Origin of the sequence: Facivitalis istanbulensis (assembly GCF_040560405.1) — a bacterium.
In the GTDB taxonomy this organism is placed as follows: Bacteria; Pseudomonadota; Alphaproteobacteria; order Sphingomonadales; family Sphingomonadaceae; genus Sphingomonas; species Sphingomonas istanbulensis.
Genome location: NZ_JAVSCQ010000005.1, coordinates 24,436 through 50,377, shown reverse-complemented (window position 1 = coordinate 50,377; position 25,942 = coordinate 24,436). Strand labels below are relative to the sequence as shown.

The following is a 25,942-nucleotide window of genomic DNA, read 5'->3' as shown; positions in this document are numbered from 1 at the left end:
GGCAGGAGAACAGATCATGCGCCTCCTGAAACTCGTTCCCGACAATACGAACATCGATTTCGTCCGCCTGCGCGGCTGGGCGTTCGGGCTGACCCTGTTGCTGACCGTCCTGGCAGTCGGCGTCACCTTCGCGCGCGGCCTGAACCTCGGCGTCGATTTCGTCGGCGGCCTGATGGTCGAGGAAAAGTTCGCCACCCCGCCCTCGACCGACCGGGTTCGCGCGGTGATCGATGGCCTGGGCGTGGGCGAAGCCAATCTGCAGGCGGTGGGCGATGGCCGCACCGTCAGCATTCGCCTGCCCCTGCCCTCCTCGACCGACGAGGGCGCCACCAACGCCGTCGTCCGCAAGGTCGAAGCCGCGCTGGCACAGCAATTCCCCGGCGCGACGTTCAGCCGTTACGACACGGTATCGGGCAAGGTGTCGAACGAGTTGATCAAGCATGGCGTGCTGGCGGTCGTGCTCGCGATCCTGGGCATCGGCCTGTTCGCCATCTTCCGCTTCGAATGGCAGTTCGGCGTGTCGACCATCGTCGCGATCGTCCATGACCTTCTGGTGACGCTCGGCTTCTTCGCGATCACCCAGTTCGAACTCGACCTGACGATCATCGCGGCGTTCCTGACCATCATCGGCTATTCGATCAACGACAAGATCGTGATCGACGACCGCATCCGTGAGAATATGCGCCGCTATCGCAAGATGGACATGCGCGAGATCATCAACCTGTCGGTGAACGAAACGCTGCCGCGCACGGTGATGACCTCGGTCACGATCCTGCTGGCGTTGTTCGCGATGCTGTTCCTGGGCGGCCATGTGCTGCGCGGCTTCACCGCCGCGATGATCCTGGGCATTGTGGTCGGCACCTATTCGTCGATCTACGTCTCGTCCTCGCTGCTCATCTCGCTCGGGCTGCGTGCCGAGCCGAATCGCGAGAAGCCCGGCACCCCCGGCAAGCGCAGCGTCGCCGATGCGGAGCGCATCACCCCGCGCGAGGGGTGAGCTGCGGCCAATGAGCGATTCGATCCGCATCACGCGCGATCCCACCGCACCCGGCCCGATCGTCCGTGGCTTTGCCGCGAACGGCTTTCGGGTCGGGGAGGTCGCCTATCCCGCGCTGCTGCTGGCGCCCGACTGGCATGAGGGCTGGACACCGCCCGCCTTCGACGCCATCGACATGGCGGCGGTCGAGTCGCTGATCGCCGAGCGGCCGGAATTCCTGTTGCTCGGCACCGGCGCCACGCTTCGCCATCCCCCTGCCCGCTTTCGCGCCGCGATGGACGCGCGCGGGCTGGGCATCGAGGCCATGGACAGCCGCGCGGCCGCCCGCGCCTGGGGCGTGCTGCGCAGCGAAGCGCGGCTGATCGTCGCCGCCATCTACCCGCTCGACGCCTGATACCCCCCTCCCTGACGGAGGGGAGCGGTGGCGCGCTGGGTCAGACGACCGTGAAGCCCGCCCAGAATGGGTCTTCGCGGTCGATCCAGATGGTGTTGAACCCGGTCGCGATCGCCGAGCCCTCGATCGAGGGCACGATCGCCGCCTGCCCGTCCAACTCGGTCGCCGCCTCGACCCGGCCGATGAAGCGACTGCGAATATAGCTTTCATGCATGAAGCGGTCCCCGACCTTCAGCCGCCCCTTGGCCGCCAGGTGCGCGAGGCGCGCCGACGTGCCGGTGCCACAGGGGCTGCGGTCGATCGCGCGTTCGCCATAGAAGACCGCGTTGCGCCCATCGGCATCCTCGGCCGAGGGGCGATCGGTCCACAGCACATGGCTGACCCCGCGGATCGAGGGTTCGAGCGGATGGACCGGCTCGAACTTTTCGCGCACCAGCTCACGGATCGTCCGGCTCAACTCGACCAGCCGTGACGCGCCCATCGCGTCGAGCCCGGTATAGGCCCCCTGCGGCTCGACAATCGCGTAATAATTGCCGCCATAGGCGACATCGACCGACAAGGGGCCAAATCCCGGCACCTCGATCGCAATACCCTCCGCCGCCAGATAGGCCGGGACGTTGCGGATCCGGACGGCGGTGACCTTGGGGCCCTGCTTCTCATATTCGATATGGATGGTGCCAGCGGGCACCTCGACCTTCAGCCTGCCCGGTTCGCGCGGGTTGATGAGGCCGTGCTCCAGGCCAAAGGTGATCATGCCGATCGTCCCATGCCCGCACATGGGCAGGCAGCCACTCGTCTCGATGAACAGGATCGCGGCATCGCTATCGGGCTCGCATGGCGGATAGAGGAAGCCGCCCGACATCATGTCGTGCCCTCGCGGCTCGAAGCACAGTCCGGTGCGAATCCAGTCGAACCGATCGAGGAAATCGAGCCGCCGCTCCGCCATGGTGGAGCCGCGCAACAGCGGCGCGCCGCCGACCACCAGCCGGACGGGATTGCCCGCCGTGTGGCCGTCGATGCAGAAAAACGTATGGCGGATCGAAGGAGAAGAGGTCATCGGGATTCCCTTGCTACCCAATCCGTATACGGTATTAGTTGGGTCATGCCCAAGCCGGAAAATGCGTCGTCGGAAAATGCGGATCGCAGCGCCCTGATCGTCGGGGGCGGCGTTGTGGGAATGGCCACCGCGCTGTCGCTGCAACGCACGGGATGGACCGTGACGCTGGTCGAAGCGGAACCGACCCCACGCACCGCGTCCTGGGGCAATGCGGGGCATATCGCGACCGAGCAGGCCGAGCCGATCGCCTCGCCCGCCATGATCCGCGGCTTTGCCGGGCGGCTCTTCTGGCGTGGTGGGGCGCTGTCCCTGCCACCAAGGGAGATCGCCACCTGGCTCCCCTTCTCACTGCGGCTGTTACGGGCGGCGCGGGCCGACCGTTATGCCCGCGCGCATGCGGCGCTGGCGGACCTGCTCGCCCAGGCCATGCCCGCCTGGACCCGGCATGTCGCCGCGCTCGGCGCGCCCGAGCTATTGCGGCAGGACGGGCATGTCGTGCTGTGGGAAACACCCGAGAGTGCCGCGCGCGGCCTCGCCAACTGGCAGGCGGCGGACACCGGCACCGCGCGTTTCCGCCCGCTGACCGAGGGTGAACGGGACGACTGGCGCAGCCTTATCCACGCGCCGATCGCGGGCGGCATCCGTTTCTCCGGCAGCGGCCAGATCGCCGATCCGACGCACCTCGCCCAGACGACGACCGCGCGCTTCCTCGCCGATGGCGGCACCCGGATCGTCGCGCGGGTCGCGGCGGTCGGCGATGGCGAGGTGCGGCTGGACGACAACCGCCGCCTCTCCGCCGCGCAAGTCGTGGTGACGGCGGGCATCGCCAGCGCCGCGCTGCTCCGCCCCTTTGGCCTGAAGGCCCCGATCATCGCCGAGCGCGGCTATCACCTCCAGACCGGGCCGCAAGTCGACTGGCCCGCCGACCTGCCGCCGGTGGTGTTCGAGGACCGCTCGATGATCGTCACCCGCTTCGCCGGGGGGCTGCGCGCCGCCAGCATCGTCGAGTTCGCCCGTGCCGAGGCCGCCCCCGACCCCGCCAAATGGAACCGCCTGCGCCACCACATCGCCGCGCTCGGCCTGCCGATCGGCGACGACGCCCAGCCCTGGATGGGCGCGCGGCCAACCTTGCCGGATTACCTGCCCGCGATCGGGCGGGTGCCGGGCGCGCGCGGGCTGTCCTATGCCTTTGGGCATAATCACCTGGGGCTGACGCTCGCGCCGATCACGGGGGAGTTGGTGGCCGCGATGCTGGGGGACATTGCGCCACCAGTTTTCTTAGAGGCCTTCAATCTGGCGCGGTTCGGGTGATTCCCGTGTGGCCGAGACATTGACCGTGATGGCGATACTGGATGGAAGCGGCCCGTCGGCTTTTGGTCAAGCAGGTAGTGAGAGCGGACGCTCAACCGCGGACGGGTGTCCCGCAAACGATCCAAATGGAATGTACGGCGTGTTTCACGGGCCGCTCCTAATCGGGAAACGTCTCTAGCTGCTTGAACCCGCCAGCAAGTTCATGCATATGCAGCATAGGCAAGCATAGGCAGGAGCAATTATGATCGTCAGCATACCTGAGGCCGCGCAGCGGCTGAACGTGTCGGTAGACACCATACGTCGGCAGGTTCGCAGCGGGACGCTACCGGCCAACCGTGATGAAAAGGGGCAGTGGTGGCTCGACCTCTCCGGTGACGAACAGGCAACCACCAAGGCGGTGGATGGAGATCGCATGGGCCTTGGCGTCGGCACGCCTCTCAAACGCAACGAACGGGAAAGCCTAATCAACGCGCTGGAAGATCAGGTGGACGACCTTAAAGTCCGCCTCGATCGTTCCGAAAAGGAGCGGCGCGAAGATGCCGAGAAGTTTCGCACCGAACGTGACCATTTGTTGGCAATGATAGAGCGTCTGGCATCGGACAAAGGCGCATGAGTCTGATTCCAATGGTCATAGAGCAATCCTCGCGAGGGGAACGCTCGTTCGACATATACTCACGGTTGCTGCGCGAACGGATCGTGTTCGTCAACGGCCCGATCGAGGACAACCTTGCGGCTACGGTTTGCGCGCAGATGCTGTTCCTTGAATCCGAGAACCCTAAAAAGCCGCTGACCCTCTACATCAATTCGCCGGGCGGAGCCGTCACCAGCGGCTTGGCGATCTACGACACCATGCAATATGTCCGGTGCCCCGTCGCCACACTTTGCCTCGGGCTTGGTGCTTCGATGGGCTCGTTTCTGCTGATGGCAGGAGCGCCGGATATGCGCGCGATCCTGCCGAATGCATCGGTGATGCTACATCAGCCATCGGGTAGCTTCAAAGGGCAGGCATCGGATATCGAACGGCACGCAGCGGACATATTGAGGATGCGGCAACACCTGATCCGCCTCTATTCGCACCATTGCCATCAACCTGTCGATCTGGTGGCACGAACGCTCGACCGCGATCACTTCATGAACGCCGAAGAGGCATTGGCATGGCAACTGGTCGATGAGGTCTATGCGCCGCGAGCCGTTGAGCCGTCCTCGTAGAAGGTGGTCGCTGTTTTCCCAGAATGCGATGGTATTAATGCGATGGTATTTTGGGAAGGTATGCATCTCCGCCGTTTGCTGATTCCTCAACTTCGGTGGGCGAGATGTATCAGGGGATATAGCCGGCCTTGCCCATCGTGCGGCGAGCGATCGATCTGTACGAATCCCATTCTTTCGTAGAAGCCTACGGCCTGTTCGTTCTGCTCATTCACGTCGGTCGTCATGCCGGGGTGTAGCGCCAAACCATGCCGCACCAGTGCTGTGCCGATCCCGCGCCCGAATGCAGCCGGGTCGATAAACAATGCTTCCATGTGGCCTTTATCGATCAGCATGAAACCAAGCGGACGATCGTTTTCATCGATGGCAAGCGTTAGCGGCGCTTGGGGAAGGAAGCCGCAAACCTCCCGACCTATCGCAATGCGATCCTCGACAGAAAGAAAGTGGTGCGTGGCATCAACCGCGCCACGCCAGATTTCCAAGATACGCGCGCCGTCCGTAGGGCGGGAAGACCTAATTGTGAACATCGCTACGCAGTAGCCTGGAACCTCCACGACCTTCAACTGGAGCAAGGCCGGCGACCAGCCTTACCGAAAAGGAACATCTAGCGGGATGGCCGCCTAGGCACTCGCACTTAATGCCGCCTCCCGGCAGCAGCTTTCCCAAAAGCCATTCCCGATTGCATTTTCTATAATGGCGGGGCCGAGACGGAGAAACGAGAAAAGTCCCGCTTGACAAACGGCAGCTACTAGAAATCCGGACCGTCGGCCCGAGCGTCCAGGTTGAGCGACAGCGGACATGCGCGACATGGTCGCGTAAAAAGCGAAAACCGTCCCGCCTATCGCCCCCATCCGCCCGGCCCCGACTCCCCCTCGACAACGCGCCCCCATCCGCTATCGGTTAACCACTATCGACGTGGGGGACGGCGACCGGAAACGTGCAGATCAAGCGGCTTCGCATTTCGGGTTTCAAGAGCTTCGTCGATCCGGCCGATCTGGTCATCGAACCGGGGCTGACCGGCGTTGTCGGGCCCAATGGCTGCGGCAAGTCGAACCTGCTCGAAGCGCTGCGCTGGACGATGGGCGAGAATAGCGCGCGGTCGATGCGCGGGGCGGGGATGGAGGATGTCATCTTCGCCGGAACCGCCAGCCGGCCACCACGCGACTTTGCCGAGGTCGCGATCCTGGCCGAGCGCGACGGCGAGGAGACCGAGATCGTCCGCCGGATCGAGCGGGGCGCGGGCTCCGCCTATCGCATCGACGGGCGCGACGTGCGGGCCAGGGACGTGGCGCTCCTCTTCGCCGATGCCGCGACCGGCGCCCATTCCCCCGCTTTGGTCAGCCAGAACCGGATCGGCGTGGTCATTGCCGCCAAGCCCGCCGAACGCCGCGCGATGCTGGAGGAAGCGGCCGGAATCGCCGGGCTGCACGTCCGCCGCCGCGATGCCGAGGTGCGGCTGCGCGCGACCGAGACCAATCTGGCGCGCATCGACGAACTGATCGCCGATCAGGATGGGCGGATCGCGACCTTGCGGCGACAGGCGCGGGCGGCGGAGCGGTATCGGCTGATCTCCGAGCAGATCCGCCTGGCCGAGGCGCGGATGATCTTCGCGCGCTGGCGCGATGCCGCCGCCGCCGCGACCACCGCCAGGGTCGAGGCGGAGGCGGCCGAGGCCCAGGTCGCCACCGCGACCACCGCCGAGCGCGCCGCCGCCGCCGCGCAGGACCAGGCCGTCACCCAGGCCGCCCAGACCCGCGCCGCCGCCTTGGCCGCGCGCGATGCGATGAGCGAGGCCGGCCACGCCCTGTCCCGCGCACGCGACCACCGCCACGGCCTGCACCGCCGGATCGAGGACCTCGCCGCCGCCCGCGCGCGCATCGGCGAGGATCAGGCGCGCGAGGATTCGCTGGCGCATGACGCGGCCGCCGCCATCGCCCGGCTGAGCGACGAACGCGCCGATCTCGACGCGCGCATCGCCCATGCCGCACAGGCGATGCCCCGGCTCGACTCGCTGCTGGGCGAGGCGGAGAGCAAGGCGCGCGATGCCGAGGTGGCGCTGGCGCGCGCGGTATCGGCGCAGGCGGCGGAAGCGGCCGAGCGCCGGATCGCGGAGGCCGCGCTTGCCGCCGCGCGCGCGCGCCACGAACGCGCCGAACGCGATGCGCGCGGTGTCGCCTCCGCGATCGAGGCGCTGCCCGACCTGGCGCAGCAGGAGGCGGAGCGCGAAGCCGCCATCGCCGCGCAGGATGCCGCGCGCGCCGATGCGGACAAGGCCGGGGCGGCGCTGCGCTGGGCCGAGGAGAATGAAGCCATCGCCACCGCCGAGCGCGATCCGGCCGAGGCCGCGCGCGCACAGGCGATCGCCGCGCTGGCCGCGCTCGATGCCGAGGCGGCGGCGCTCGCCCGCGCGACCGAGCGCAAGGGTGGCGACCGGCTGCTCGACGAGGTGCAGGCCGAGCCGGGGTTCGAGCGCGCGCTGGCCGCCGCGCTCGGCGACGAACTGGATACACCGCTGGCCGACTGGCAGGGATCGGCCATCGCCCCGGACGATCCGCGCGCGCCGGTCGGCACGCTGCCGCTGGGCGAACGCGTCGCCGCGCCCGGGACGCTGGCCCGGCGTCTGTCGCAGATTTTCCTGGTGGAGGGCGATTCGGGACAGCCGCTCGCCGTCGGGCAGCGGCTGGTCACGCGCGAAGGGCGGCTGCGGCGCTGGGACGGCTATGTCGGCGAAGGCGGCGGCGCGGCGGCGGCCGAGCGGATGGAACGCCGCAACCGCCTGACCCGGCTGGACGCCGAACGCCCCGCCGCCGAGGCTGCGGTCCGGGCGGCGACCGAGGCACGCGTGGCGATCGACGAGCGGATCGCCCGCGCCCGTCTGGCCGCCAGCAGCGCGCGCACGCTGCACGCCAGGGCCGAGGCGGCGCTGCGCGATGCCCAGCGCGTCGAGGACCGGGCGCAGGCGCAGATCGAGCGGCTGAACGCACAACGCGCCGATCTCGCCACCCGTGCCGAACGGATCGCCGCCGAGATGGACGAGGCGCGACGCGAATGCGACGTGGCCGAGGCGGCGCTCGCCGCCCTACCCGACGGTCGCGCCAGTGCGGCGGAGACTGCGCGGTTGCAGACCGAGACGCAGCTGGCCCGCTCGGCGGTGGCGCTCGCCCGGTCGGAACGGACGACGCTCGACCGGACGCTGGCCCAGACGCGCGAACGGCTGGCCGCGGCCTCGACCGAAACGGAGAGCTGGCAGGCGCGCGCCGGACAGGCGGCCGGGCGGATCGCCGAAATGGCGACGCGCGCCGCCGCGCTGGATGAGGAGGCGGCCGCGCTCGCCGACCGCCCCGACGCGCTCGCCGCCGAAATCGCGCACCTCGTCGCCGCGCACGATAGCGCCAGGGCCGAAGCCGAACGCACCCAGACCGAGGAAGCCGAGGCCGAACGCACACGGCGCCAGACCGAGGCGGCGCATGGCCATGCCCAAGGCGTCCTCTCCAGCGCGCGCGAGGCGCGAGCGGGGGCCGTTGCGCGCGTCGAGAATCACGAATTGCGCCGGGTGGAGATGGGCCGCGTCTCCGGCGAGCGCTTCGCCTGCCCCGCCCCCGTGCTGCCCGAAAGGCTCGGCTTTGCCGGGGCCGATGTCGGCTCGCCCCAGGCGGAGGCGGCCGCCCACGAAAAATTGTCCGCCGACCGCGAGCGGATCGGCCCGGTCAATCTGGTCGCCGAACAGGAACTGGCCGAGCTGGAAGCGAGCGGGGCCGCCAGCGCCGCCGAGCGCGAGGATCTGGTCCAGGCGGTCGCGCGGCTGCGCGGGTCGATCGGGCTGCTCAATCGCGAGGGGCGGCAAAGGCTGCTCACCGCGTTCGAGGCGGTGAACGGCCATTTCCAGACGCTGTTCGCATCGCTGTTCGACGGCGGCGCGGCGCATCTAGCCCTGGTCGATTCCGACGATCCGCTGGAGGCCGGACTGGAGATCATGGCGCAACCGCCGGGCAAGCGGCTGCAATCGCTGACCCTGTTGTCGGGCGGCGAACAGGCGCTGACGGCGATCGCGCTGATCTTCGGCCTGTTCCTGACCAACCCCGCGCCGATCTGCGTGCTGGACGAGGTCGATGCGCCGCTGGACGATGCCAATATCGAGCGGTTCTGCGGCCTGCTCGACCGGATGACGCGCGACACCGACACACGCTATCTGATCGTCACCCATAATGCGGTGACGATGAGCCGGATGCACAGGCTGTTCGGCGTGACGATGATCGAACGCGGGATCAGCCGCCTGGTGTCGGTCGACCTGCAGGCCGCCGAGACCCTGCTGGCGGCGGAATAGCGCCAGCCCGGTTTTTGCCGGACACCGACATTTCCTCATACGGAAACCTGTTGCGGCTATGACCCGCCCGATCGCATAGCCCCCGGTCTTCCGCGCAAGGACTCCCATCCATGAAATTCCTACCCTTTGCCGCTCTCGCCCTGGCCCTGCTGGGCGGCTGCGCCCATGCCGACACGTCCCCTTCCATGGCGATGCCGGCCCCGATGCACAGGGCGACACAGGCCGCCGCGAAGGCGCCCGTGACCATCCTGGTGTCGATCGACGGCTTTCGCGCCGACTATATGACGCGCGGGCTGACGCCCCATCTGTCGCGGCTGGCGAGCGATGGCGCGACCGCCGTGATGCGCCCCTCCTTTCCGTCCAAGACCTTTCCCAATCACTGGACGCTGGTGACCGGCGTCGTGCCCGACCGTCACGGCATCGTCGCCAACAGCTTCTCCGATCCGACACGCCCCGATGAACGCTTCTCGATGGCATCGGACGACCCCTTCTGGTGGAATGCCGCCGAACCGATCTGGGTCACGGCGGAGCGGGCGGGCATTCCCACCGCGACGATGTTCTGGCCCGGTTCCAATGTCGCCTGGGGCGGCCATGTCGAGGCCAACAGCCATCATATGGTGGTCGGCGGCACCCGCCCGCGCGACTGGGCCCAGTATAACGGGGCGATCACCGATCGTCAGCGTGTGGACATGATCGTCGACTGGCTGCGCCGCCCGGCCGAAACGCGCCCGCATTTCCTCACCCTCTATTTCGACGAGGTCGACACGGCGGGCCATGCCGACGGACCCGACTCGCCGGAGGTGAATGCCGCCATCCGCGCGGTCGACGGTGCGATCGGGCGGCTCATCGCGGAACTGGCGAAGCTGGACCAGCCCGCCAATCTGGTCGTCGTCGCCGATCACGGCATGGCGGCGATCTCCAGCGATCGGGTGGTCGCGCTCGATTCCTTCCTGGATCCGGCCGACTACCAGTTGTCCGAAGACGGCCCCTTTGCCGATATCCGCGCCAATCCGGGGCATGAGGCCGCGCTGGAACACGCACTGCTGGGCAAGCATGGCCATGCGGCGTGCTGGCGCCGCCAGGAGATCCCCGCCTATCTCCATTATGGCAGCAATCCCCGCATCGCCCCCTATTTCTGCCTCGCCGACACGGGGTGGGTGATCAAGAACAAGCGGCCGGTTAAGCCCTTTACGGGCGGCACCCATGGCTATGACCAGACCGATCCGGCCATGGCGGCACTCTTCATCGCGCAGGGACCCGCCTTTCGCCAGGGCGTCCGGCTCGCGCCGTTCGACAATGTCGCGGTCGCCCCGCTGCTGCGCGATCTGCTAGGCTTGCCCGCCGGCCAGGGCCTGGACGGCACCGATGCGCCGGTGCGCGCGGCGCTTCGGAGTCGCTGAGGCGCGAAACGAAAAGAGGAGAGGTTGATGATCTGGTTGGAGGATATCGAGGTCGGCGCCACCGAGCGTTTCGGTCATTATGTCGTCGAGCGCGACGAGGTGATCGCCTTTGCCCGTCGCTATGATCCCCAGCCCTTCCACCTGTCCGACGAAGCGGCGGCCGAAACCCATTTCGGCCGCCTGTCGGCAAGCGGCTGGCACACCGCCAGCATGACGATGGCGATGATCGTCGCCCATTATCGCGATATCGGCTTTCAAAGCCTGGGCTCGCCCGGTGTGGACGAGTTGCGCTGGCTCAAGCCCGTCTATCCGGGGGACACGCTGTCCTGCGAGACCGAGGTGGTCGAGGCGCGGCGCTCGGCCAGCCGGCCGGAGATGGGCCTTGTCACCAGCCTGCTCACGGTTCGTAATCAGGACGGCGCGGCGGTGATGCGCTTCCGGCCGACCGTCATGATCCGGACACGCACGCCGGGTTGAGCGCCGATGGCCCTTCGCCCGGGGCCGCGCCGGGCGAAGGGCGAGGCGATGGTCAGGGGCGAGGGGCGATCCCCGCCCCGACACGCCAACTCACCCCGCCTCAATAGCTCGCATAGTCCGTGAAGCGCGTGATCGTCGGGTCGAACTTCATCACGACCTTGCCGGTCGCGCCGTGACGCTGCTTGGCCACGATCAGTTCGGCGAGGCCATAGACGCGTTCGACCTCGGTGGCCCATTTCGCATGATCCTCGAAGACCCTGCCGTCATCGCCCTCCATCGGGCGCTTGGGTTCGCGCTGCATCATGTAATAATCTTCGCGGAACACGAACCAGACCATGTCGGCGTCCTGCTCGATCGAGCCCGATTCGCGAAGGTCCGACAGCATCGGGCGCTTGTCCTCGCGCTGTTCGACCGCGCGGCTCAACTGCGACAGCGCCAGCACCGGCACGTTCATGTCCTTGGCCAGCGTCTTCAGCCCGCGCGAAATCTCGGAGATTTCCTGCACGCGGTTGCCGTCCGACTGTTTCCCCGAGCCGGTCAGAAGCTGGAGATAATCGACCACGACCAGCCCGATCTCGTTATTGTGCCGCCGCTGGAGCCGCCGGACGCGGGTGTGCAGCGCCGAGATCGACAGGCCGCCGGTATCGTCGATGAACAGCGGCAACTGCTCCAGTTCCGCCGCCGCCGCCGCCAGTTGCGCGAACTCGTTGCGGCTGATCTTGCCCATGCGCAGCGCTTCGGAGCTGATCCCCGACTGCTCGGCCAGGATACGCGTCGCCAACTGGTCGGCGGACATTTCGAGGCTGAAGAAGGCGACCTTCGCGCCCACCGACTCGGACGGCGAAATCCCGTCCTGCATGTCGCGCATCCAGCGGCGCGCGGCGTTGAACGCGATGTTGGTGGCCAGCGAGGTCTTGCCCATGCCCGGACGCCCCGCGAGGATCATGAGGTCGGAGCGGTGCATGCCGCCGATCTTGGCGTTGATCGAATCCAGACCCGTGGTGATGCCCGAGACATGGCCGCCCGAATTCAGCGCACGCTCGGCATTCTTGACCGCCATGGTGGTCGCCTGGGCAAAGCTCTTCACCGCAGTCTCGGAGCCGCCGTCCGCCGCGACCTTGAACAGCTCATTCTCCGCCAGCTCGATCTGGGCGCGCGGATTCACTTCCTCGGACGTATCCATGGCGCGGTCGACCAGCGTCCGCCCCACCGTCACCAGCGCGCGGAGCATGGCGAGGTCGTAGATCTGCGCCGCAAACTGCCGCGCGCCGATCAGGCCCGCGCCCGACCCGGTCAACTGCGCCAGATAGGACGGCCCGCCCAGCGCCTTCATCCCCTCGTCCGCCTCGAACATCGGGCGCAACGTGACCGGGGTCGCCAGCATGTCGGTGGCGCGCAGATTCTTGATCGCCGAAAAGATCCGGCCATGCACCGGCTCGAAGAAATGGTCCGGGTCCAGCCGATCGACAAGGTCGTCGGCCAGCCGGTTGTCGATCATCATCGCACCCAGCAGCGCGGCCTCCGCCTCGATATTGCGGGGAAGCTGCTGCGGCTCGGTGGCGGCAGCGGGGTTCTGAAATGCGAGGGTGGCCATTTATCCGGCGTTAGCGCGCCCGTGGCCCTTCTGTGAAGTCGATTGCGTCGATCAGCGGAGGATTTGCGGCGCGCGCCCATCGCGACTATCCCCATGCCATGGCCGATCCCCGGATCATATCGATCGAACTAGACGAACGCAGCCTGGGCTGGCGGTCGGCGGATGTCGAACAGGAGCGGCGGATCGCGATCTTCGACCTGATCGAAGAAAATTATTTCGCGCCGCAACGCCCGCAGGCGGACGGCTATGCCGGCCCCTATCGCATCAAGCTAGAGTCCGAGGAAGGTCGGCTGGGCATCCATATGCACCGCGAGGACGGGACGCATATCGAGACGCTGGTGCTGGCGCTCGGCCGGTTCCGGCGGCCGATCAAGGATTATTTCGCGATCTGCGACAGCTATTACCAGGCGATCCGCGCCGCCGCGCCGCAACAGATCGAGACGATCGACATGGCCCGGCGCGGTATCCATAACGATGCGGCGGCGATGTTGCAGGACCGGCTGACCGGCAAGATCGAAGTAGATTTCGATACCGCACGTCGCCTCTTCACACTGATCTGCGTCCTGCATATCCGCAACTAATGGCGATTCTCTGGAAAATCGGCGCGGGGCTGGCCGCCCTCGGCGCTTTGGGCATGGGCGGGTGGCGCTATGCGACCCATTGGGCACCCCCGATCGAGCGATATCCGCTGCAGGGAATCGACCTGCCCGAAAATCCGCCCGCCGTGGAATGGCGGACGCTGCGCGCGAACGGCGCCGATTTCGCCTATCTCGTCGCCACCTCCGGTGCGGACCGGCGCGACGCGGCGTTCGAGGCGAACTGGGCCGCGCTGCCCGAAGCGGGCCTGCGACGCGGCGCGATCCATCTCTATTCGCTGTGCCAGCCCGCCACCGCGCAGGCCGATGCCTTCAACATCTTCGTGCCACGCGCGGGCGATGCGCTGCCCGCCGCGATCGACCTGTCCTATCATGACGATTGCACCGCGCGGCCCGATCGTGCCCAATTGATCGCCGACCTGACCCGCTTCCTGTCCATGGTGGAGACGCATACCGGCAAGCCGGTGATGCTGCGCGTGTCGCGCGCCTTCGAATCGGACTATCGGATCACCGCCGCCCTGCCCCGCCCCGTCTGGGCGATGGGCACCCTGTTGAAACCCGATTACGCGGCCCGTCCCTGGCGGATGTGGCGCGCCAGCGATATCCGCCGGGTCGAGGGGGTGGAAGGCCCCGTGAATTGGGACGTCGTCACCTCATGAGCCAGATCGATCCGCAGGCCAAACGGCTGATCGCCGCCGCCCGCGCCGCCGCGCGCCACGCCCATGCGCCCTATAGCCGCTTCGCGGTGGGTGCCGCGCTGCTGATGGAGGATGGCACGCTCATCACCGGCGCGAATGTCGAAAACGCCAGCTATGGCCTGTCGCTCTGTGCCGAGACGGTGGCGATCGCCACGGCCTCGGCCGCCGGGCGGTTGCGGGAGATCGTCGCGATCGGCGTGATCGGCGGCGCGATGGACGCCGACGGTGCCCCCAAAGGCACCACGCCGGTCAGCCCGTGCGGCCGGTGCCGCCAGGTCATCAACGAAGCCGCGCAAATGGGCGGCCGCGACCTGCCCGTCCATTGCGGGGCGGCCGAAGGCGATGCGGTGCGTAGCTATCGCCTGTCCGAACTGCTGCCCGATGCCTTCGGTCCGGCCGATCTGGGGATCGGCTGAACCGTCATCCCGGCGCCTCGCCACGGGCGCGCATCGCGGTCTCGGCCTGCTGGATGAACTGCCAGACTTGGGCCGGGAAGCCGGGATCCTCCTGCCCGTCCCACGCCGCACGATCGGCATGGAGGCGGGTCGCCCCCGCCCACATCTCCGGCGTCGCGACCGCCCGGAACGGCGCGAGCAGCGCGAACCATTCGCGAACGAAGCCCCTCGCGGCCTCTGCATCGGGATCGAGCGGCAAGGCGATCGCGATCCGCTGCCCCAGCTCGGCCCATTGCGCCTGATAGGCATCCAGGTCGAAGTCCGGCGCCAGCGTGGCCATCCGCTCAGCCCAATGCCGTTGCTCGTCCTGCGTAAAATGGCGGTCGACCACCGCCTTCCACTGGGTCGTCGTCATGGCGTTTCCCTTTCGTATCAGCGAGCACAGGGTCGCGACGTCGATGCGCTCGCCGGCATCGATGCGGGACTGGATGGAGCGGAGCAGCGCGGCGGTGTCCGCCAAGACCACCTGCTGCGCCTCGACCACGGCGCGCTGCGCGGCGATCATCGGGCCGAGCCGCGCATCGGGCCGGTCGAGCATCCGCCCGATCGCGGCCAGGGTGAAGCCCGCCCGCTTCAACGCGACGATCGCGTGCAGCCGCTCCAGTTCGCCCGCGCCGAAGATGCGCCGCCCGCCCTCGCTGCGCAGCGGCCGGATCAGCCCGCGTGCTTCATAAAATCGCAGCGCCCGGCTGCTGAGGCCGGTGGCGCGCGATCCCGGCAATGTCAATCATGCTGGTCATGGCGCGACCGTACCGCTTGACGCAGCGTCAACCGCAAGCCCCTTTCTGGCGGCTGCCCCCTTGCCCTGCCCCCACGATCCGGCGATGAGCGGCCAAACCTGAAGGAAATGAAGATGTCGATCCTGTCCGACCGCTGGATTCGCGAAGCCGCGCAGACCCAGGGGATGATCGAGCCGTTCGTCGAGAATCAGCGCCGCGATGGCTGCATCAGCTATGGTCTGTCCTCCTATGGCTATGACGCGCGGGTGGCGGACGAGTTCAAGATCTTCACCAATGTCGACAGCGCGGTCGTCGATCCCAAGGATTTCGCGTCGAACAGCTTCGTCGATCGCAAGACCGATGTCTGCATCATCCCGCCCAACAGCTTCGCACTGGCCCGGACGGTCGAGTTTTTCCGTGTGCCGCGCGACGTGCTGGTCATCTGCCTGGGCAAGTCGACCTATGCGCGGTGCGGCATCATCGTGAATGTCACGCCGCTGGAACCCGGTTGGGAAGGACATGTGACGCTGGAATTCTCCAACACCACGCCCTTGCCCGCCAAGATCTACGCGAATGAGGGCGCGTGCCAGTTCCTGTTCCTCAAGGGGAACGAACCCTGCGAGGTCAGCTATGCCGACCGCGCGGGCAAATATATGGGACAGCGCGGGGTCACCTTACCGCGGCTTTGAAAGCCGCAGATCGGGCAACACAGCAGGCGGGCCATATCCGAGCCGCGCGCGTCAGCCCCCGGCGGTTGGCGACCCGATATCCAGCCGAACGGCCGCAAGATCCTTCGGCGAAGGCGATGACCGCCCCCTGATCGTTATGATCGGCGGGGAGCCCATGGCGGCCGTCCGGTGCGCAGCCCCACCCCGCGATGTCATTGGCCGAGTCATGCCAGCGTCCGTCATTCGAAGCCGGTGGCATTGAACGTCGATGGGATAGCCCAAGCACCGCGCCGCCATCGGACCTTGTCCGAACCGCCATCTCGGCCCGGACATGCTCGCCTGTCCTTATCGCGCCGCGACCATCTGATTCAGCCGGTGCACGCCCGTCCGGGCAACGCTGTGCGACGACAGGACCGCGCCCGATGGCATGTCCATCGCGATTGGCTTTTCGCCCAGCACGGCGTCATACAACGCCCGCGCTTCGGTCGCTCGTCCCGTCTGGGCATAGACGGCGGCGAGATTGAGCATCAATTCGGGGCTGTCCGGGTTCACCCGACGTTCCTGAAGCAAGGTGCGCTCCGCCGCGGCGAGGCGACCTGCGGCAATTTCCTGATACCCCGTCGGCTGCGGCCAGACTGTCTGGGCCATGGCCGGGGCCGCCATGCCCGCCGCCGCCACAAGCAAAGCCATTGCCACTCCACGCATCATCCATCTCCTATGTTTCATTTTTATGACTTTAAGTTGTCATTTTTATGAAACGTCCGCAAGAGGCGAAAGACGCATCAAGCCGGATGAGTCCGAAAGACGACCGTAGAAAAGCAATCCATCCGGCACCCTGTCTTACGATACCGATAGCGTGGTCCGGGCCGGATGCCGGTGCCATATGACAACGTCGCGTCTTGCCCCGGAGCGGGATCGCCAACGCTACCCTTCTTGTCCCAACGAAAAAGGGCGGCCCCTGTGGGACCGCCCTATTCCGGTAACGCTCTGATCGGATCGATCAGAAATCGTTGCGATATTGCTCGTTGCCGATGAAGCCGAGCTTGCCTACCGCCGAACGCTTGATGACCGCCAGGATCTCGTCGACCTTGGCATATTTCGCGTCGGGGGCCGGCTGGAAGTGCAGTTCCGGCTCGGGGTTCATGGCCTTGGTCTGATCCAGATACTGGCGCAGCGTCACCTCGTCGACCGGCGCACCGTTCCAGGTGACCGTCCCGGCGGCGTCGATACCGACCTTGTTCTTTTCAGAATTCACGATCGGCGTGTTGGTCTTCGAGTTGACCGGCAGGTCGACCTTCACCGCGTGAGTCTGGATCGGGATGGTGATGATGAACATGATGAGGAGCACGAGCATGACGTCGATCAACGGCGTCGTGTTCATGTCCATCATCGGCTCGCCATCATCGGATCCGGCGCTCATTGCCATGGCGTGCTAACTCCTATTCTGTCCGCCCGGCCGATCAGGCGCGGGGGTTGCCGCCGGGAGGCGGCTCGGAGATGAAGCCGACGCGGGCAAAACCCGCCTGCTGCATCGTGTAGATGGTGCCGCCAATGCACCGATACGGCGTATTCACGTCGCCGCGAATATGCGCTTCGGGCAGCTGGTCGGGCGTGATGTTGGGCCCGAGACGTTCGATCTCTGCCTTCAGCTTGTCGACCGCCTTGTTCCGCAGCTCGTCCGAGGTGACGGGGCTCAGACCCCAATACACCTTGCACTGGCCATTCTCGCTGGTCACCGACAGCGACACGTTCTCCGGCTTCGTCGTCGTCGGATCGAAGCGAACGCTCGGCAGCTTCAGCGGAACGGTCTGAATCACGACCGGAACCGCGATCAGGAAGATGATGAGGAGCACCAGCATGACGTCCACGAGGGGCGTCGTGTTGATCTCCGACATCGGTTTCTCGGCGGAGTCACCGCCAACGCTCATCGCCATGAGAGAGCTATCCTATCCATGCATTCTATCGCCGCCCCGAACGGAGCGGCGGGGGGTGACGGGGCGGCCGACCCGAAGGCCGGGCCGCCCCGTCCCCTTAAGCTCAGGCGCGGGTCTGAACGCCACCAGCCTGACCGGCGGTGGTCGTCGCCGGGGTCGCCTTGACGGCGGCCGGCTTGGCCGCACCGGCAGCCGCCGGACGGACGGCGCCGTTCGACGCCAGGAAGCCCAGCACGTCGTTCGAGAAGGCCGACAGGTCTTCGGCGATGCCCTTGTTGCGACGCTGCAGCCAGTTATAGGCCAGCACCGCCGGAACGGCGACGACGAGACCCAGCGCGGTCATGATGAGCGCTTCACCGACCGGACCCGCGACGGCGTCGATCGACGCCTGGCCCGACGAGCCGATCTTGATGAGCGCGCGGTAGATGCCGATAACCGTACCGAACAGGCCGATGAACGGCGCGGTCGCACCGACCGTCGCGAGGAAGGCGAGACCGCCGCCCAGCTTCGAGTTGATCGCGGCTTCCGAACGCTCCAGCGAACCGTGCAGCCAGTCATGCGCCTCGACCGGATCGGTCAGCTTCGCATGCTGGTCCTGAGCGGCCAGGCCGTCGTCGACGATCTGCTTGTAGGCCGAGTTCTTCTCGAGCTTGGCCGCACCTTCGCGCAGCGAGTTCGACGACCAGAAGCCCTGACGGACGCGCTTGGCCTGGTTGATGATCTTCTGCTGCTCGAACAGCTTCGAGAACAGGATGTAGAACGAGACGATCGACATCAAGCAGAGGATGGTGAACACCGACTGCGAGATGAGGCCGCCCTCTTTCAGAGCCTGGCCGAGACCGTACGGATTTTCGGCACCGGCCGCAGCGCCGCCCGCGGCGAGGATGGTGGTGAGCATGGTTGGTTAGGTCCTCTGACTAAAGCGTTAGATTGGATCGGCTTTTAGCCGTTATTCCTGTGGCAACTGCCAACGGATGTTAAGCGTGTAGGACGAAGCAATCGGGTTGCCCGCTGCGTCCTGTGCCGGGGTGAACCGCACGCGTGCCTTGGAAATACGACAGGTCGCATCATCCAGGGCCCGGTTGCCGCTGCCCGACAGGATCGAGCAGTCGGTCACGCGACCATCGGTGCCGATCGTCAGCTTGGCCGACACACGGCCTTCCGCGCCTTCGCGCTGGGCCGAGGGCGGATAGGCGTCGGGACCGAAATACTGGCCCGGGTTACCGCGCAGACCGGCCGCCTTTGAGACGGTCGGAGCGGGCGGCGGCGCAGGCGGAGCCGGCGGCGCAGGCGGGGCCGGCGGCGCGGTCGGCTGGCTCAGCGGGATGATGCTCGTCGTCGAGATCGTGGGCGCCGGCGAGGGCACGTTCACGATCGGCGGCGGCGTCACCACCGTGGTCGGCGGCGGAGGCAGGTTGGGCTGCTCCGGCGGCGGGGGCGGCGGTTCATCCGGTGGGGGTGGGGGCGGCGGCTCTTCCACGTTGAACGTGTCGAGCTTTTCGGTCGCCTTCTTCACGTACTGGTATGCCAGTCCCGTGACGAAGGCGTAGCCCAGGGCTGCGTGGATGAGCACGACGATAACGATCGCGACCACCTTGCCCCCGGACATCTTCTGGTCAGTATAGGCCATTCAGCAACGAAACTCCTCAGTCTGCCAGTTTCGCCTCGCCGTAGCGTGGGGACGTGGGAAACTCCTGCCATGCTCTTCGGGCATGCGGCAGAGCCTTGGACCCTATCGTCACGGCTGGCGCGGCGCAATCAGTTTGTCGGACGTAATAAACGTACAATAGCGCGATGACGAAATTATTTCTGTACCGTTAATAATGCGAGGAGTAGCGCGAAGCGATGAAATCTGTGCCCAACGCCTTTCGCACCTGTGCCTGGACGCTGGCGATCGCGGTGATGCCCCTGCCTGCCGGGCCCCTGTCCGCCGCGCCCCTGTCCGCCACCATCATGCCCGCATGGATGCAGGCGGGATCAGCCCCGGCGGACCAGCCTGCCATGGTCGCGCCGTCCGGCCCCGGCTATGCCGATCTGGCCGATCTGGTGCTGTCCGCGCCGGTGATCGCCGATGTCACCATCCGCTCGACCACGCCGATCAAGGGCGCCGAGGCGATGGGCGTCGCGCCGGGACACCAGCGGCTCTATGTCGAGGCCGATGTCGGCACGCTGATCCGCGGATCGGGGGGGCTGCCCGAACGAATCGGCTATCTGTTCGATGCCGAGACCGATGCGCGCGGCCGCGCACCGAAGCTGCGCAAGATGCGTGTCCTGATCTATGCGCGGCGCGTGCCCAATGCCGCCGACCAGCTTCAGTTGATCGCCCCCGACGCGCAACTGCCCTGGACGCCCGATAGCGAGGCGCGCAGCCGGACCATCGCACGCGATGCCCTGTCACCCGATGCGCCGCCGGTCATCACCGGCATCGGCAATGCCTTTTATGTGCCGAGCAGCCTGCCGGGCGAAGGCGAGACCCAGATTTTCCTGACCACCGCCAACAACCGCCCCGTGTCGCTGTCGGTGCTGCGTCGTCCGGGCCAGGACCGGCGCTATGCCGTGGCGCTGAGCGAGATCGTCGACGAATCGGCCGCGCCGCCCGCGCGCGACACGCTGCTCTGGTATCGGCTGGCCTGCGCGCTGCCCGATTCGCTGCCCGAGCACAGCACCGCGTCGCTATCGCCCGACAATGCCCAGGCGGCGCGCGAGGATTATCAGTTCGTGATGCAGAAGCTGGGCGCGTGCGGGCGCACGCGTCAGGCGGTGACGACCAGCGACTGACCCGTCACGGCATGCGCGGCGGCGAGATAGGCGACCGCCGCCGCCACGTCCGCCGCGACGGCTCCGGCCTCGGGCAGCACCGCATTGATTCGCGCGGCGGGCGCCGCGGCGATGGCGAGCGGGGCAATCGCCGCTTCCGCCATCGCCTGCGCCACCGGGTCGCGCCCCGGCAACAGCACCAGGACCAGGTCTACGCCGGGATTCGCCGCCACCGCGACGCGCGGATCGGCGTCGGGGGCGATATCCAGGCGGCGCGCGTTCACGATCAGTCGCGCCGGTAACGGACCAGGGTGATGCCGATCGCCTCGCCCTCTTCGGCGATGGCCAGCTTCACGATCTTCACCTGCACCCGCCGCACGCGCCGGTCCTGGACGAACAGCGTGTCGCAGATATGATCCGCAACCCCTTCGATCAGCGTGAAATGCACGCCTTCGGGCAGCACCGTCGCGGCATGTTTCAGGTCGAGATAATTTTTCGACTCGGTCAGCGGCGTGTCGGGCGTATAATGCGCGGGACAGTCGAGATCGACGGTCAACGAAATCCGCAACGGTTGCGGCAGGTGTGTTTCCTCGGAGTAAATGCCGGTCAGAACCTGCACTTCGAGGTCGTGCACTTCGAGCTGGAGACGGTCTTCCATCCCGTCGCCTTTAGCAGAGCGGGCGGCCAGCGAAAGGCCCGCGCGAACGCCACTCGCTCTCCGTCGCGCTTGCATCGCGCGTCAGGCGCGTTAAGGGCGCGCCCGCCCCTCCTTCGCGCATCGGACCCTGCCCCGCGTGACCATCATCACTGCCCCAGTGCCGCTCGACACGATCGCCCCCCCTGCGGTCGAAGCGTTGCTCGACCGCGCCTTCCCCCCGGGACGGCAGGCGCGCACCGCCTATAAGGTGCGCGGCGCGACGCGCGCGATCCCCGAACTGAGCTTCGCGATCGTCGAGCGCGACGGCACGCTGACCGGCTCGATCCAGTGCTGGCCAGTCGTGCTGCACGGCGATGACGGGCAGCGTTATCCGCTCGTCATGGTCGGGCCGGTCGCAGTCGCCCCCGAACGGCAGGGTGACGGCATCGGCCGCCGCCTGATCGACCATATGCTCACCGCCGCGCGCACGCAGGGGCTGGCCGATGCGATGATGCTGATCGGCGACCCGGATTATTATGGGCGCTTCTTCGGCTTCTCCGCCGATCGCACCGGCGCGTGGCGGCTGCCCGGCCCGGTCGAGCGGCATCGCCTGCTGGCGCTGGGCGCGGGCGTTCCGGACGAGGCGGGGATGCTGGGCCCGGATTTGCCCGACGCATAGGGTCCGGCCCGCCTTATCCGCGTTCCGAGCCTTTACGGGCCGGGCGTCCGTCCCTAACTCGGGACGATCATGCCGATGGCGCCACCCCCAGACCTGTCCTCGCTCAGCCTCTCCGACATCGTGCAGGCGATGGCGGCGCAGACGCTTCCTCCCGTATCGCAATGGCACCCCACCCATTGCGGCGATAGCGAGATGCGGATCGCGCGCGACGGCACCTGGTATCATCAGGGCAGCCCGATCGGTCGTCCGGCCATGGTCCGCCTCTTCTCCTCCATCCTCCGGCGGGAGCAGGATGGGCGCCATGTCCTGGTCACGCCGGTCGAGAAGCTCGACATCGCGGTCGAGGACGCGCCCTTCGTCGCCACCGCGTTGAAGGCCGAGGGCGACGGCACCGACGCGCGGCTGGTGTTCCAGCTCAACACCGGCGATCTGGTCGCCGCCGGCCCCGACCATGCGCTGCGCATCGAGCAGGGCGCGGATGCCCCCCGCCCCTATCTGCACGTGCGCGACGGGCTGGAGGCGCTGCTGGCGCGGCCGGTCTATTACGAACTCGCCGAACGCGCGCTGGCCGAGGATCATGAGCCGCCGGGAGTGTGGAGCGACGGCGTCTTTTTCCCGCTGATCGCACCGGATCCGGCATGACGCTGGCCGAAAGGCTGGCACGGGCGATGGCGCGCGCGCCCGCCGCGCCCTTGCTGACCGGCGACGACAGCCGACTGGCCGACATCATCGACGGGCCTACCGCGGCCGCCGTGCTGGTCGCCGTCACCGACCGGCCCGAGCCCGGCATCATGCTGACCCAGCGGACGGAGACGCTGCGCCACCATGCCGGGCAGGTCGCCTTTCCCGGCGGCCGCGCCGATCCGGGCGACACCGACCTGATCGCCACCGCCCTGCGCGAGGCGGATGAGGAAATCGGCCTGCCGCCGCGCGCGGTCACGGTGGTGGGCACGACCGATCGCTATCGCACCGTCACCGGCTTTGACGTCACCCCGGTCCTGGGCGTCATCCCGCCCGACCTGGCGCTGCGCCCCGCCGAGGCGGAGGTCGCCAGCCTGTTCGAGGTTCCCCTCGCCTATCTTCTCAATCCCGAGCATCATCGCCGGGTCAGCGTGCCGTGGAACGGCCAGACCCGCCATTATTACGAGATCTTATGGAACGAACGACGGATCTGGGGCGCGACGGCGGCCATGATCGTCAACCTCTCGCGGCGGCTGCAATGACGGCGACGCTGGCGACCCCGCCCTGGGCGGGCCGAACCGCGTTGCTGGCGCTGGCCGAGCGGCTGGACGCCCGGTTCGTCGGCGGCGCGGTGCGCGACGGGCTGCTCGGCCAGCCGGTGGCCGATATCGACCTGGCGACGCCCCTGCCCCCCGAGACCGTGGTCGAACGGATCAGGGCCGCCGGGCTGAAGGCGGTGCCGACCGGCATCGCGCACGGCACCGTCACCGCCATCCTGCCCGAGGGGCCGGTCGAGGTGACGACGCTGCGCCACGACGTCTCCACCGATGGCCGCCACGCGGTGGTCGCCTTCACCGATGACTGGCGAGCAGATGCGGCGCGGCGCGATTTCACGATGAACGCGCTCTATGTCGATCCCGCGACCGGCGCCGTTCACGACTATTTCGGTGGCCTCGCCGATCTGGAAGCCGGGCGGGTGCGCTTCATCGGCGACGCGTTGCAGCGGATCGCCGAGGATCACCTGCGCATCCTGCGCTTCTTCCGCTTCCATGCGCGGTTCGGCGAGACGATCGATGCGGACGGGCTCGCCGCCTGCACCGCGCGCGCCAACGACCTGATGGCGCTGTCGCGCGAACGGATCGCGGCGGAACTGCTGAAGCTGCTGGTCGCCGCGCGCGCGGTGCCCGTCGTCGCGCTGATGGTCGAGCGGGGGATTTTCCGCGCGGTCATCCCCGAGATCGACACGGCCGGGGTCACGCGTCTGGCCCGACTGGCCGAGGCGGAAGCGGCGGCGGGCATTGCGCCCGATCCGATCCGGCGCCTCGCCGCGCTGCTGCCGCCCGACGCTGCCGAGCCGGTCGGCGCGCGGCTGAAACTGTCCAATGCGGATCGCAAGCGCCTGATCGCCGCCACCGCCGGCGCGGGCGAAGAAGGCCCGCAGGCGCTCGCCTATCGCGTCGGACTGGTGGTCGCGATCGATCGCCTGTTGCTGGCGGGAGCGTCGGTCGAATCCATTCGCGACTGGACGCCGCCCGCCCTGCCGCTGACCGGCGGGGCGCTGGTCGCGCGGGGCGTGCGCAAGGGACCGGATGTCGCGCGCCTGCTCCGCGCGATCGAGACCCAGTGGATCGCCGAGAATTTCCCCGGCCCCGCGCGCGTCGCGCAGCTGGCCGACGCGGCGGTCGCTCAGGCCTGAGCCGCGATCATCGCCCAGGCCGCATCGGGTTCGAGCGGCCTGGCATAGGCATAGCCCTGTCCATAGGTGCAGCCGAGCGCGGCAAGGGTCTGGCCCAGTTCGATCGTCTCGATTCCCTCGGCCGTGGTCTTCATGCCCAGCGCCTGCGCCAGGCCCAGGATCGCGCGGACGATCGCGATCTTGTCGCGGTCGGCCAACATGCCGGTCACGAAGCTGCGATCGATCTTGAGGATGTCGATCGGCAGCTTCTGCAGATAGGCGAGGTTGGAATAGCCGGTGCCGAAATCGTCCATCGCCACGGTCACGCCCAGCGCCTTGAGCGCGGCCATGATCGTGCTCACCCGGTCGGGATCGCCGACAATGGCGCTCTCGGTCAGTTCCAGCGTCAGCCGGTCACCCTTCATGCCGTGATCGGCCAGCACCCGGTCGACCAGCGTGGGGATCGCATCGCGGTGCAACTGGATCGCCGAGACATTGACCGACATGCGCACGCCGCAATTGCCGCCCGCCCGGGCGTCCCATTGCGCCAGATGCGCCACCGCCTGCTGCACCGCCCAGCGGCCCAGCGGCACGATCAGCCCCGATTCCTCGGCCACCGGAATGAAATCGGTCGGGGATTGCATCCGCCCCTCGGCATCGCGCCACCGCGCCAGCGCCTCGAACGACACGATCCGGCCCGAGGACAGGTCGCAGATCGGCTGATAGGCGAGGTGCAGTTGCTCCTGCTCGATCGCGCGGCGCAGCGCGGTCTCCATCGCGAACTGGGCCCGCGCGATGGTGAAGGCCTGGGGATGATAGACTTCGGTCCGGCCCGTCGCCTTGGCGTGCTTCACCGCGAACTGGGCATGGCGGATCAGTTCCTCGGCATCGCCGTCCCGGTCGCCGCCAAAGGCGATGCCCACCGACCCCTCGATATTCACCTCATGATCGGTCAGCCGGAACGGGTTGCCCAGGGCCCGCTCGATCCGCTCGGCCAGCACATGTGCCTCGTCCTCGGCGCCGTCGATCTTCATCAGGACGCCGAATTCATTGCCGCCGATCCGCCCCAGCGCGTCGCGCGAGCGCAGCGTCCCCTTCAGCCGCCGCGCCAGCGTGATGAGCAATTCGTCGGCGAGCAGCGAGCCCATGCAGGCGTTGAGGCGGCTGAACCGGTGCAGGTCGACGACCAGCACCGCGTGGCGATCGCCCGCGTCCATCATCGCCTCGATCAGATCGCCGAAACCCTGCCGGTTGGGCAGGCCGGTCAGGCTGTCCGTCGTCATCTCACGCCGCAGGCTGCGCTCGGTATGATGCTGGGCAGTGTGATCGACCAGCATCAGGATGCAGCGTTCTGCGCTCCCCTCACCCGCCCGGGTCAGCGTGACCCGGAAATAGCGGCAGTCGATGACATCGCCCAGCGCCACCGGGAATTCGGTCGAATCGCGACCCGACAGCAGGAATTCGATGATCCGCGGCGACAATTCGCCCATGAGCATCGCCTGCCCCCGCTCGTCGTCCAGACCGGCTCGGCGGAACGCGGCATTGGCATGGACGATGACCGGCGAACCGTCGGCGATCGCGATCTCGGCCGCGGGAATGGCCATGATTCCGATCGCGCACGACGTCAAGGTCGCGGAATCCCGCTCCGCCGTCTGCGGCAAAGGTATTGCGATCGAAGCCATC

29 protein-coding genes are annotated in these 25,942 nt (G+C 67.5%); 17 read left to right on the top strand and 12 right to left on the bottom strand.

Annotated elements, in window-relative coordinates; genetic code table 11:
* Positions 1-16 precede the first annotated feature (16 nt).
* Positions 17-997 (top strand): protein translocase subunit SecF, encoded by a 981-nt coding sequence (gene secF / locus RN629_RS05230; protein WP_407034217.1) that lies wholly within the window; start codon positions 17-19, stop codon positions 995-997.
* Positions 998-1,007: 10 nt separating this feature from the next.
* Entirely contained in the window at positions 1,008-1,391 is a 384-nt protein-coding gene (locus RN629_RS05225) for an MTH938/NDUFAF3 family protein (RefSeq protein ID WP_407034216.1), read from the top strand.
* A 40-nt stretch (positions 1,392-1,431) separates the two neighbouring features.
* On the opposite strand, the gene RN629_RS05220 is transcribed toward RN629_RS05225, so the two are convergent.
* Complete coding sequence (locus RN629_RS05220; RefSeq protein ID WP_407034215.1) at positions 1,432-2,448, bottom strand: 4-hydroxyproline epimerase; 1,017 nt, start codon at positions 2,446-2,448, stop codon at positions 1,432-1,434.
* 45 nt (positions 2,449-2,493) lie between these two features.
* On the opposite strand from RN629_RS05220, the gene RN629_RS05215 reads away from it, so the two are divergent.
* The 3 genes from RN629_RS05215 to RN629_RS05205 all read left to right on the top strand — a co-directional run bounded on the left by RN629_RS05215 (position 2,494) and on the right by RN629_RS05205 (position 4,968).
* Complete coding sequence (locus RN629_RS05215) at positions 2,494-3,759, top strand: NAD(P)/FAD-dependent oxidoreductase (RefSeq protein WP_407034214.1); 1,266 nt, start codon at positions 2,494-2,496, stop codon at positions 3,757-3,759.
* A 241-nt stretch (positions 3,760-4,000) separates the two neighbouring features.
* Positions 4,001-4,372 (top strand): helix-turn-helix domain-containing protein, encoded by a 372-nt coding sequence (locus tag RN629_RS05210; protein ID WP_407034213.1) that lies wholly within the window; start codon positions 4,001-4,003, stop codon positions 4,370-4,372.
* Positions 4,369-4,968: an ATP-dependent Clp protease proteolytic subunit gene (locus RN629_RS05205; protein ID WP_407034212.1), complete on the top strand. Its 600-nt coding sequence runs from the start codon at positions 4,369-4,371 to the stop codon at positions 4,966-4,968. Before RN629_RS05210 ends, RN629_RS05205 begins: the two co-directional genes overlap by 4 nt.
* An 86-nt stretch (positions 4,969-5,054) precedes the next feature.
* Here the strand turns inward: RN629_RS05205 and RN629_RS05200 are convergent, their stop codons facing one another.
* Entirely contained in the window at positions 5,055-5,492 is a 438-nt protein-coding gene (locus RN629_RS05200) for an acetyltransferase (protein WP_407034305.1), read from the bottom strand.
* A gap of 410 nt (positions 5,493-5,902) precedes the next feature.
* Between RN629_RS05200 and RN629_RS05195 the strand changes: the two genes are divergently transcribed.
* The 3 genes from RN629_RS05195 (at position 5,903) to RN629_RS05185 (ending at position 11,166) form a co-directional block, all read left to right on the top strand.
* On the top strand, positions 5,903-9,289 hold the full coding sequence (locus RN629_RS05195) for a chromosome segregation SMC family protein (protein ID WP_407034211.1): 3,387 nt from the start codon (positions 5,903-5,905) through the stop codon (positions 9,287-9,289).
* Positions 9,290-9,399: 110 nt separating this feature from the next.
* The gene (locus tag RN629_RS05190) at positions 9,400-10,689 is read left to right on the top strand and encodes an alkaline phosphatase family protein (RefSeq protein WP_407034210.1); all 1,290 of its coding nucleotides are present in this window, start codon (positions 9,400-9,402) and stop codon (positions 10,687-10,689) included.
* A 27-nt stretch (positions 10,690-10,716) separates the two neighbouring features.
* Entirely contained in the window at positions 10,717-11,166 is a 450-nt protein-coding gene (locus RN629_RS05185) for a MaoC family dehydratase (protein ID WP_407034304.1), read from the top strand.
* A 100-nt stretch (positions 11,167-11,266) separates the two neighbouring features.
* Here RN629_RS05185 and RN629_RS05180 read toward each other — a convergent pair whose 3' ends face one another.
* Positions 11,267-12,760: a replicative DNA helicase gene (locus tag RN629_RS05180; protein WP_407034209.1), complete on the bottom strand. Its 1,494-nt coding sequence runs from the start codon at positions 12,758-12,760 to the stop codon at positions 11,267-11,269.
* Between the two features lie 98 nt (positions 12,761-12,858).
* Between RN629_RS05180 and RN629_RS05175 the strand changes: the two genes are divergently transcribed.
* Genes RN629_RS05175 through RN629_RS05165 form a run of 3 tightly spaced genes read left to right on the top strand, consistent with a single transcriptional unit; the run spans position 12,859 to position 14,470 of the window.
* Positions 12,859-13,341 carry a UPF0262 family protein gene (locus tag RN629_RS05175; RefSeq protein ID WP_407034303.1) on the top strand — a complete coding sequence of 161 codons (483 nt, stop codon included), beginning with the start codon at positions 12,859-12,861 and terminating at the stop codon, positions 13,339-13,341.
* The gene (locus tag RN629_RS05170) at positions 13,341-14,015 is read left to right on the top strand and encodes a GH25 family lysozyme (protein ID WP_407034208.1); all 675 of its coding nucleotides are present in this window, start codon (positions 13,341-13,343) and stop codon (positions 14,013-14,015) included. Before RN629_RS05175 ends, RN629_RS05170 begins: the two co-directional genes overlap by 1 nt.
* The gene (locus tag RN629_RS05165; protein WP_407034207.1) at positions 14,012-14,470 is read left to right on the top strand and encodes a cytidine deaminase; all 459 of its coding nucleotides are present in this window, start codon (positions 14,012-14,014) and stop codon (positions 14,468-14,470) included. Before RN629_RS05170 ends, RN629_RS05165 begins: the two co-directional genes overlap by 4 nt.
* Before the next feature lie 4 nt (positions 14,471-14,474).
* On the opposite strand, the gene RN629_RS05160 is transcribed toward RN629_RS05165, so the two are convergent.
* Entirely contained in the window at positions 14,475-15,236 is a 762-nt protein-coding gene (locus RN629_RS05160) for a MerR family transcriptional regulator (protein WP_407034206.1), read from the bottom strand.
* A 126-nt stretch (positions 15,237-15,362) separates the two neighbouring features.
* Here RN629_RS05160 and dcd point away from each other — a divergent pair, with 126 nt between their 5' ends.
* Entirely contained in the window at positions 15,363-15,917 is a 555-nt protein-coding gene (gene dcd, locus RN629_RS05155) for a dCTP deaminase (RefSeq protein WP_407034205.1), read from the top strand.
* A 324-nt stretch (positions 15,918-16,241) separates the two neighbouring features.
* Here dcd and RN629_RS05150 read toward each other — a convergent pair whose 3' ends face one another.
* The 5 genes from RN629_RS05150 to RN629_RS05130 form a co-directional block, all read right to left on the bottom strand.
* Positions 16,242-16,586: a tetratricopeptide repeat protein gene (locus tag RN629_RS05150; RefSeq protein ID WP_407034204.1), complete on the bottom strand. Its 345-nt coding sequence runs from the start codon at positions 16,584-16,586 to the stop codon at positions 16,242-16,244.
* 310 nt (positions 16,587-16,896) lie between these two features.
* The gene (locus RN629_RS05145; RefSeq protein ID WP_407034203.1) at positions 16,897-17,322 is read right to left on the bottom strand and encodes an ExbD/TolR family protein; all 426 of its coding nucleotides are present in this window, start codon (positions 17,320-17,322) and stop codon (positions 16,897-16,899) included.
* A gap of 34 nt (positions 17,323-17,356) precedes the next feature.
* Complete coding sequence (locus RN629_RS05140; RefSeq protein ID WP_407034202.1) at positions 17,357-17,830, bottom strand: ExbD/TolR family protein; 474 nt, start codon at positions 17,828-17,830, stop codon at positions 17,357-17,359.
* A gap of 103 nt (positions 17,831-17,933) precedes the next feature.
* Positions 17,934-18,728, bottom strand: a complete 795-nt coding sequence (locus tag RN629_RS05135) for a MotA/TolQ/ExbB proton channel family protein (RefSeq protein WP_407034201.1) — start codon at positions 18,726-18,728, stop codon at positions 17,934-17,936.
* A 51-nt stretch (positions 18,729-18,779) separates the two neighbouring features.
* A complete protein-coding gene (locus RN629_RS05130) occupies positions 18,780-19,460 on the bottom strand; it encodes an energy transducer TonB (protein ID WP_407034200.1) in 681 nt (226 codons plus the stop codon).
* A gap of 215 nt (positions 19,461-19,675) precedes the next feature.
* Between RN629_RS05130 and RN629_RS05125 the strand changes: the two genes are divergently transcribed.
* Entirely contained in the window at positions 19,676-20,608 is a 933-nt protein-coding gene (locus tag RN629_RS05125; protein ID WP_407034199.1) for a hypothetical protein, read from the top strand.
* On the opposite strand, the gene RN629_RS05120 is transcribed toward RN629_RS05125, so the two are convergent.
* Together RN629_RS05120 and RN629_RS05115 are read right to left on the bottom strand one after the other, a co-directional pair.
* On the bottom strand, positions 20,584-20,871 hold the full coding sequence (locus RN629_RS05120) for a Rossmann fold domain-containing protein (RefSeq protein ID WP_407034198.1): 288 nt from the start codon (positions 20,869-20,871) through the stop codon (positions 20,584-20,586). The genes RN629_RS05125 and RN629_RS05120 overlap by 25 nt on opposite strands.
* Positions 20,872-20,873: 2 nt before the next feature.
* Complete coding sequence (locus RN629_RS05115) at positions 20,874-21,245, bottom strand: dihydroneopterin aldolase (RefSeq protein WP_407034197.1); 372 nt, start codon at positions 21,243-21,245, stop codon at positions 20,874-20,876.
* Positions 21,246-21,390: 145 nt separating this feature from the next.
* Between RN629_RS05115 and RN629_RS05110 the strand changes: the two genes are divergently transcribed.
* From RN629_RS05110 to RN629_RS05095, 4 genes are all read left to right on the top strand, one after another.
* Entirely contained in the window at positions 21,391-21,903 is a 513-nt protein-coding gene (locus tag RN629_RS05110) for a GNAT family N-acetyltransferase (RefSeq protein ID WP_407034302.1), read from the top strand.
* A 69-nt stretch (positions 21,904-21,972) separates the two neighbouring features.
* Positions 21,973-22,545 (top strand): DUF1285 domain-containing protein, encoded by a 573-nt coding sequence (locus tag RN629_RS05105; protein ID WP_407034196.1) that lies wholly within the window; start codon positions 21,973-21,975, stop codon positions 22,543-22,545.
* Entirely contained in the window at positions 22,542-23,126 is a 585-nt protein-coding gene (locus tag RN629_RS05100; RefSeq protein ID WP_407034195.1) for a CoA pyrophosphatase, read from the top strand. Before RN629_RS05105 ends, RN629_RS05100 begins: the two co-directional genes overlap by 4 nt.
* Positions 23,123-24,280, top strand: coding sequence for a CCA tRNA nucleotidyltransferase (locus tag RN629_RS05095; RefSeq protein WP_407034194.1), 1,158 nt, complete (start codon positions 23,123-23,125; stop codon positions 24,278-24,280). Before RN629_RS05100 ends, RN629_RS05095 begins: the two co-directional genes overlap by 4 nt.
* On the opposite strand, the gene RN629_RS05090 is transcribed toward RN629_RS05095, so the two are convergent.
* On the bottom strand, positions 24,271-25,863 hold the full coding sequence (locus tag RN629_RS05090) for a putative bifunctional diguanylate cyclase/phosphodiesterase (RefSeq protein WP_407034193.1): 1,593 nt from the start codon (positions 25,861-25,863) through the stop codon (positions 24,271-24,273). The two genes, RN629_RS05095 and RN629_RS05090, sit on opposite strands and share 10 nt — an antisense overlap.
* Positions 25,864-25,942 lie beyond the last annotated feature (79 nt).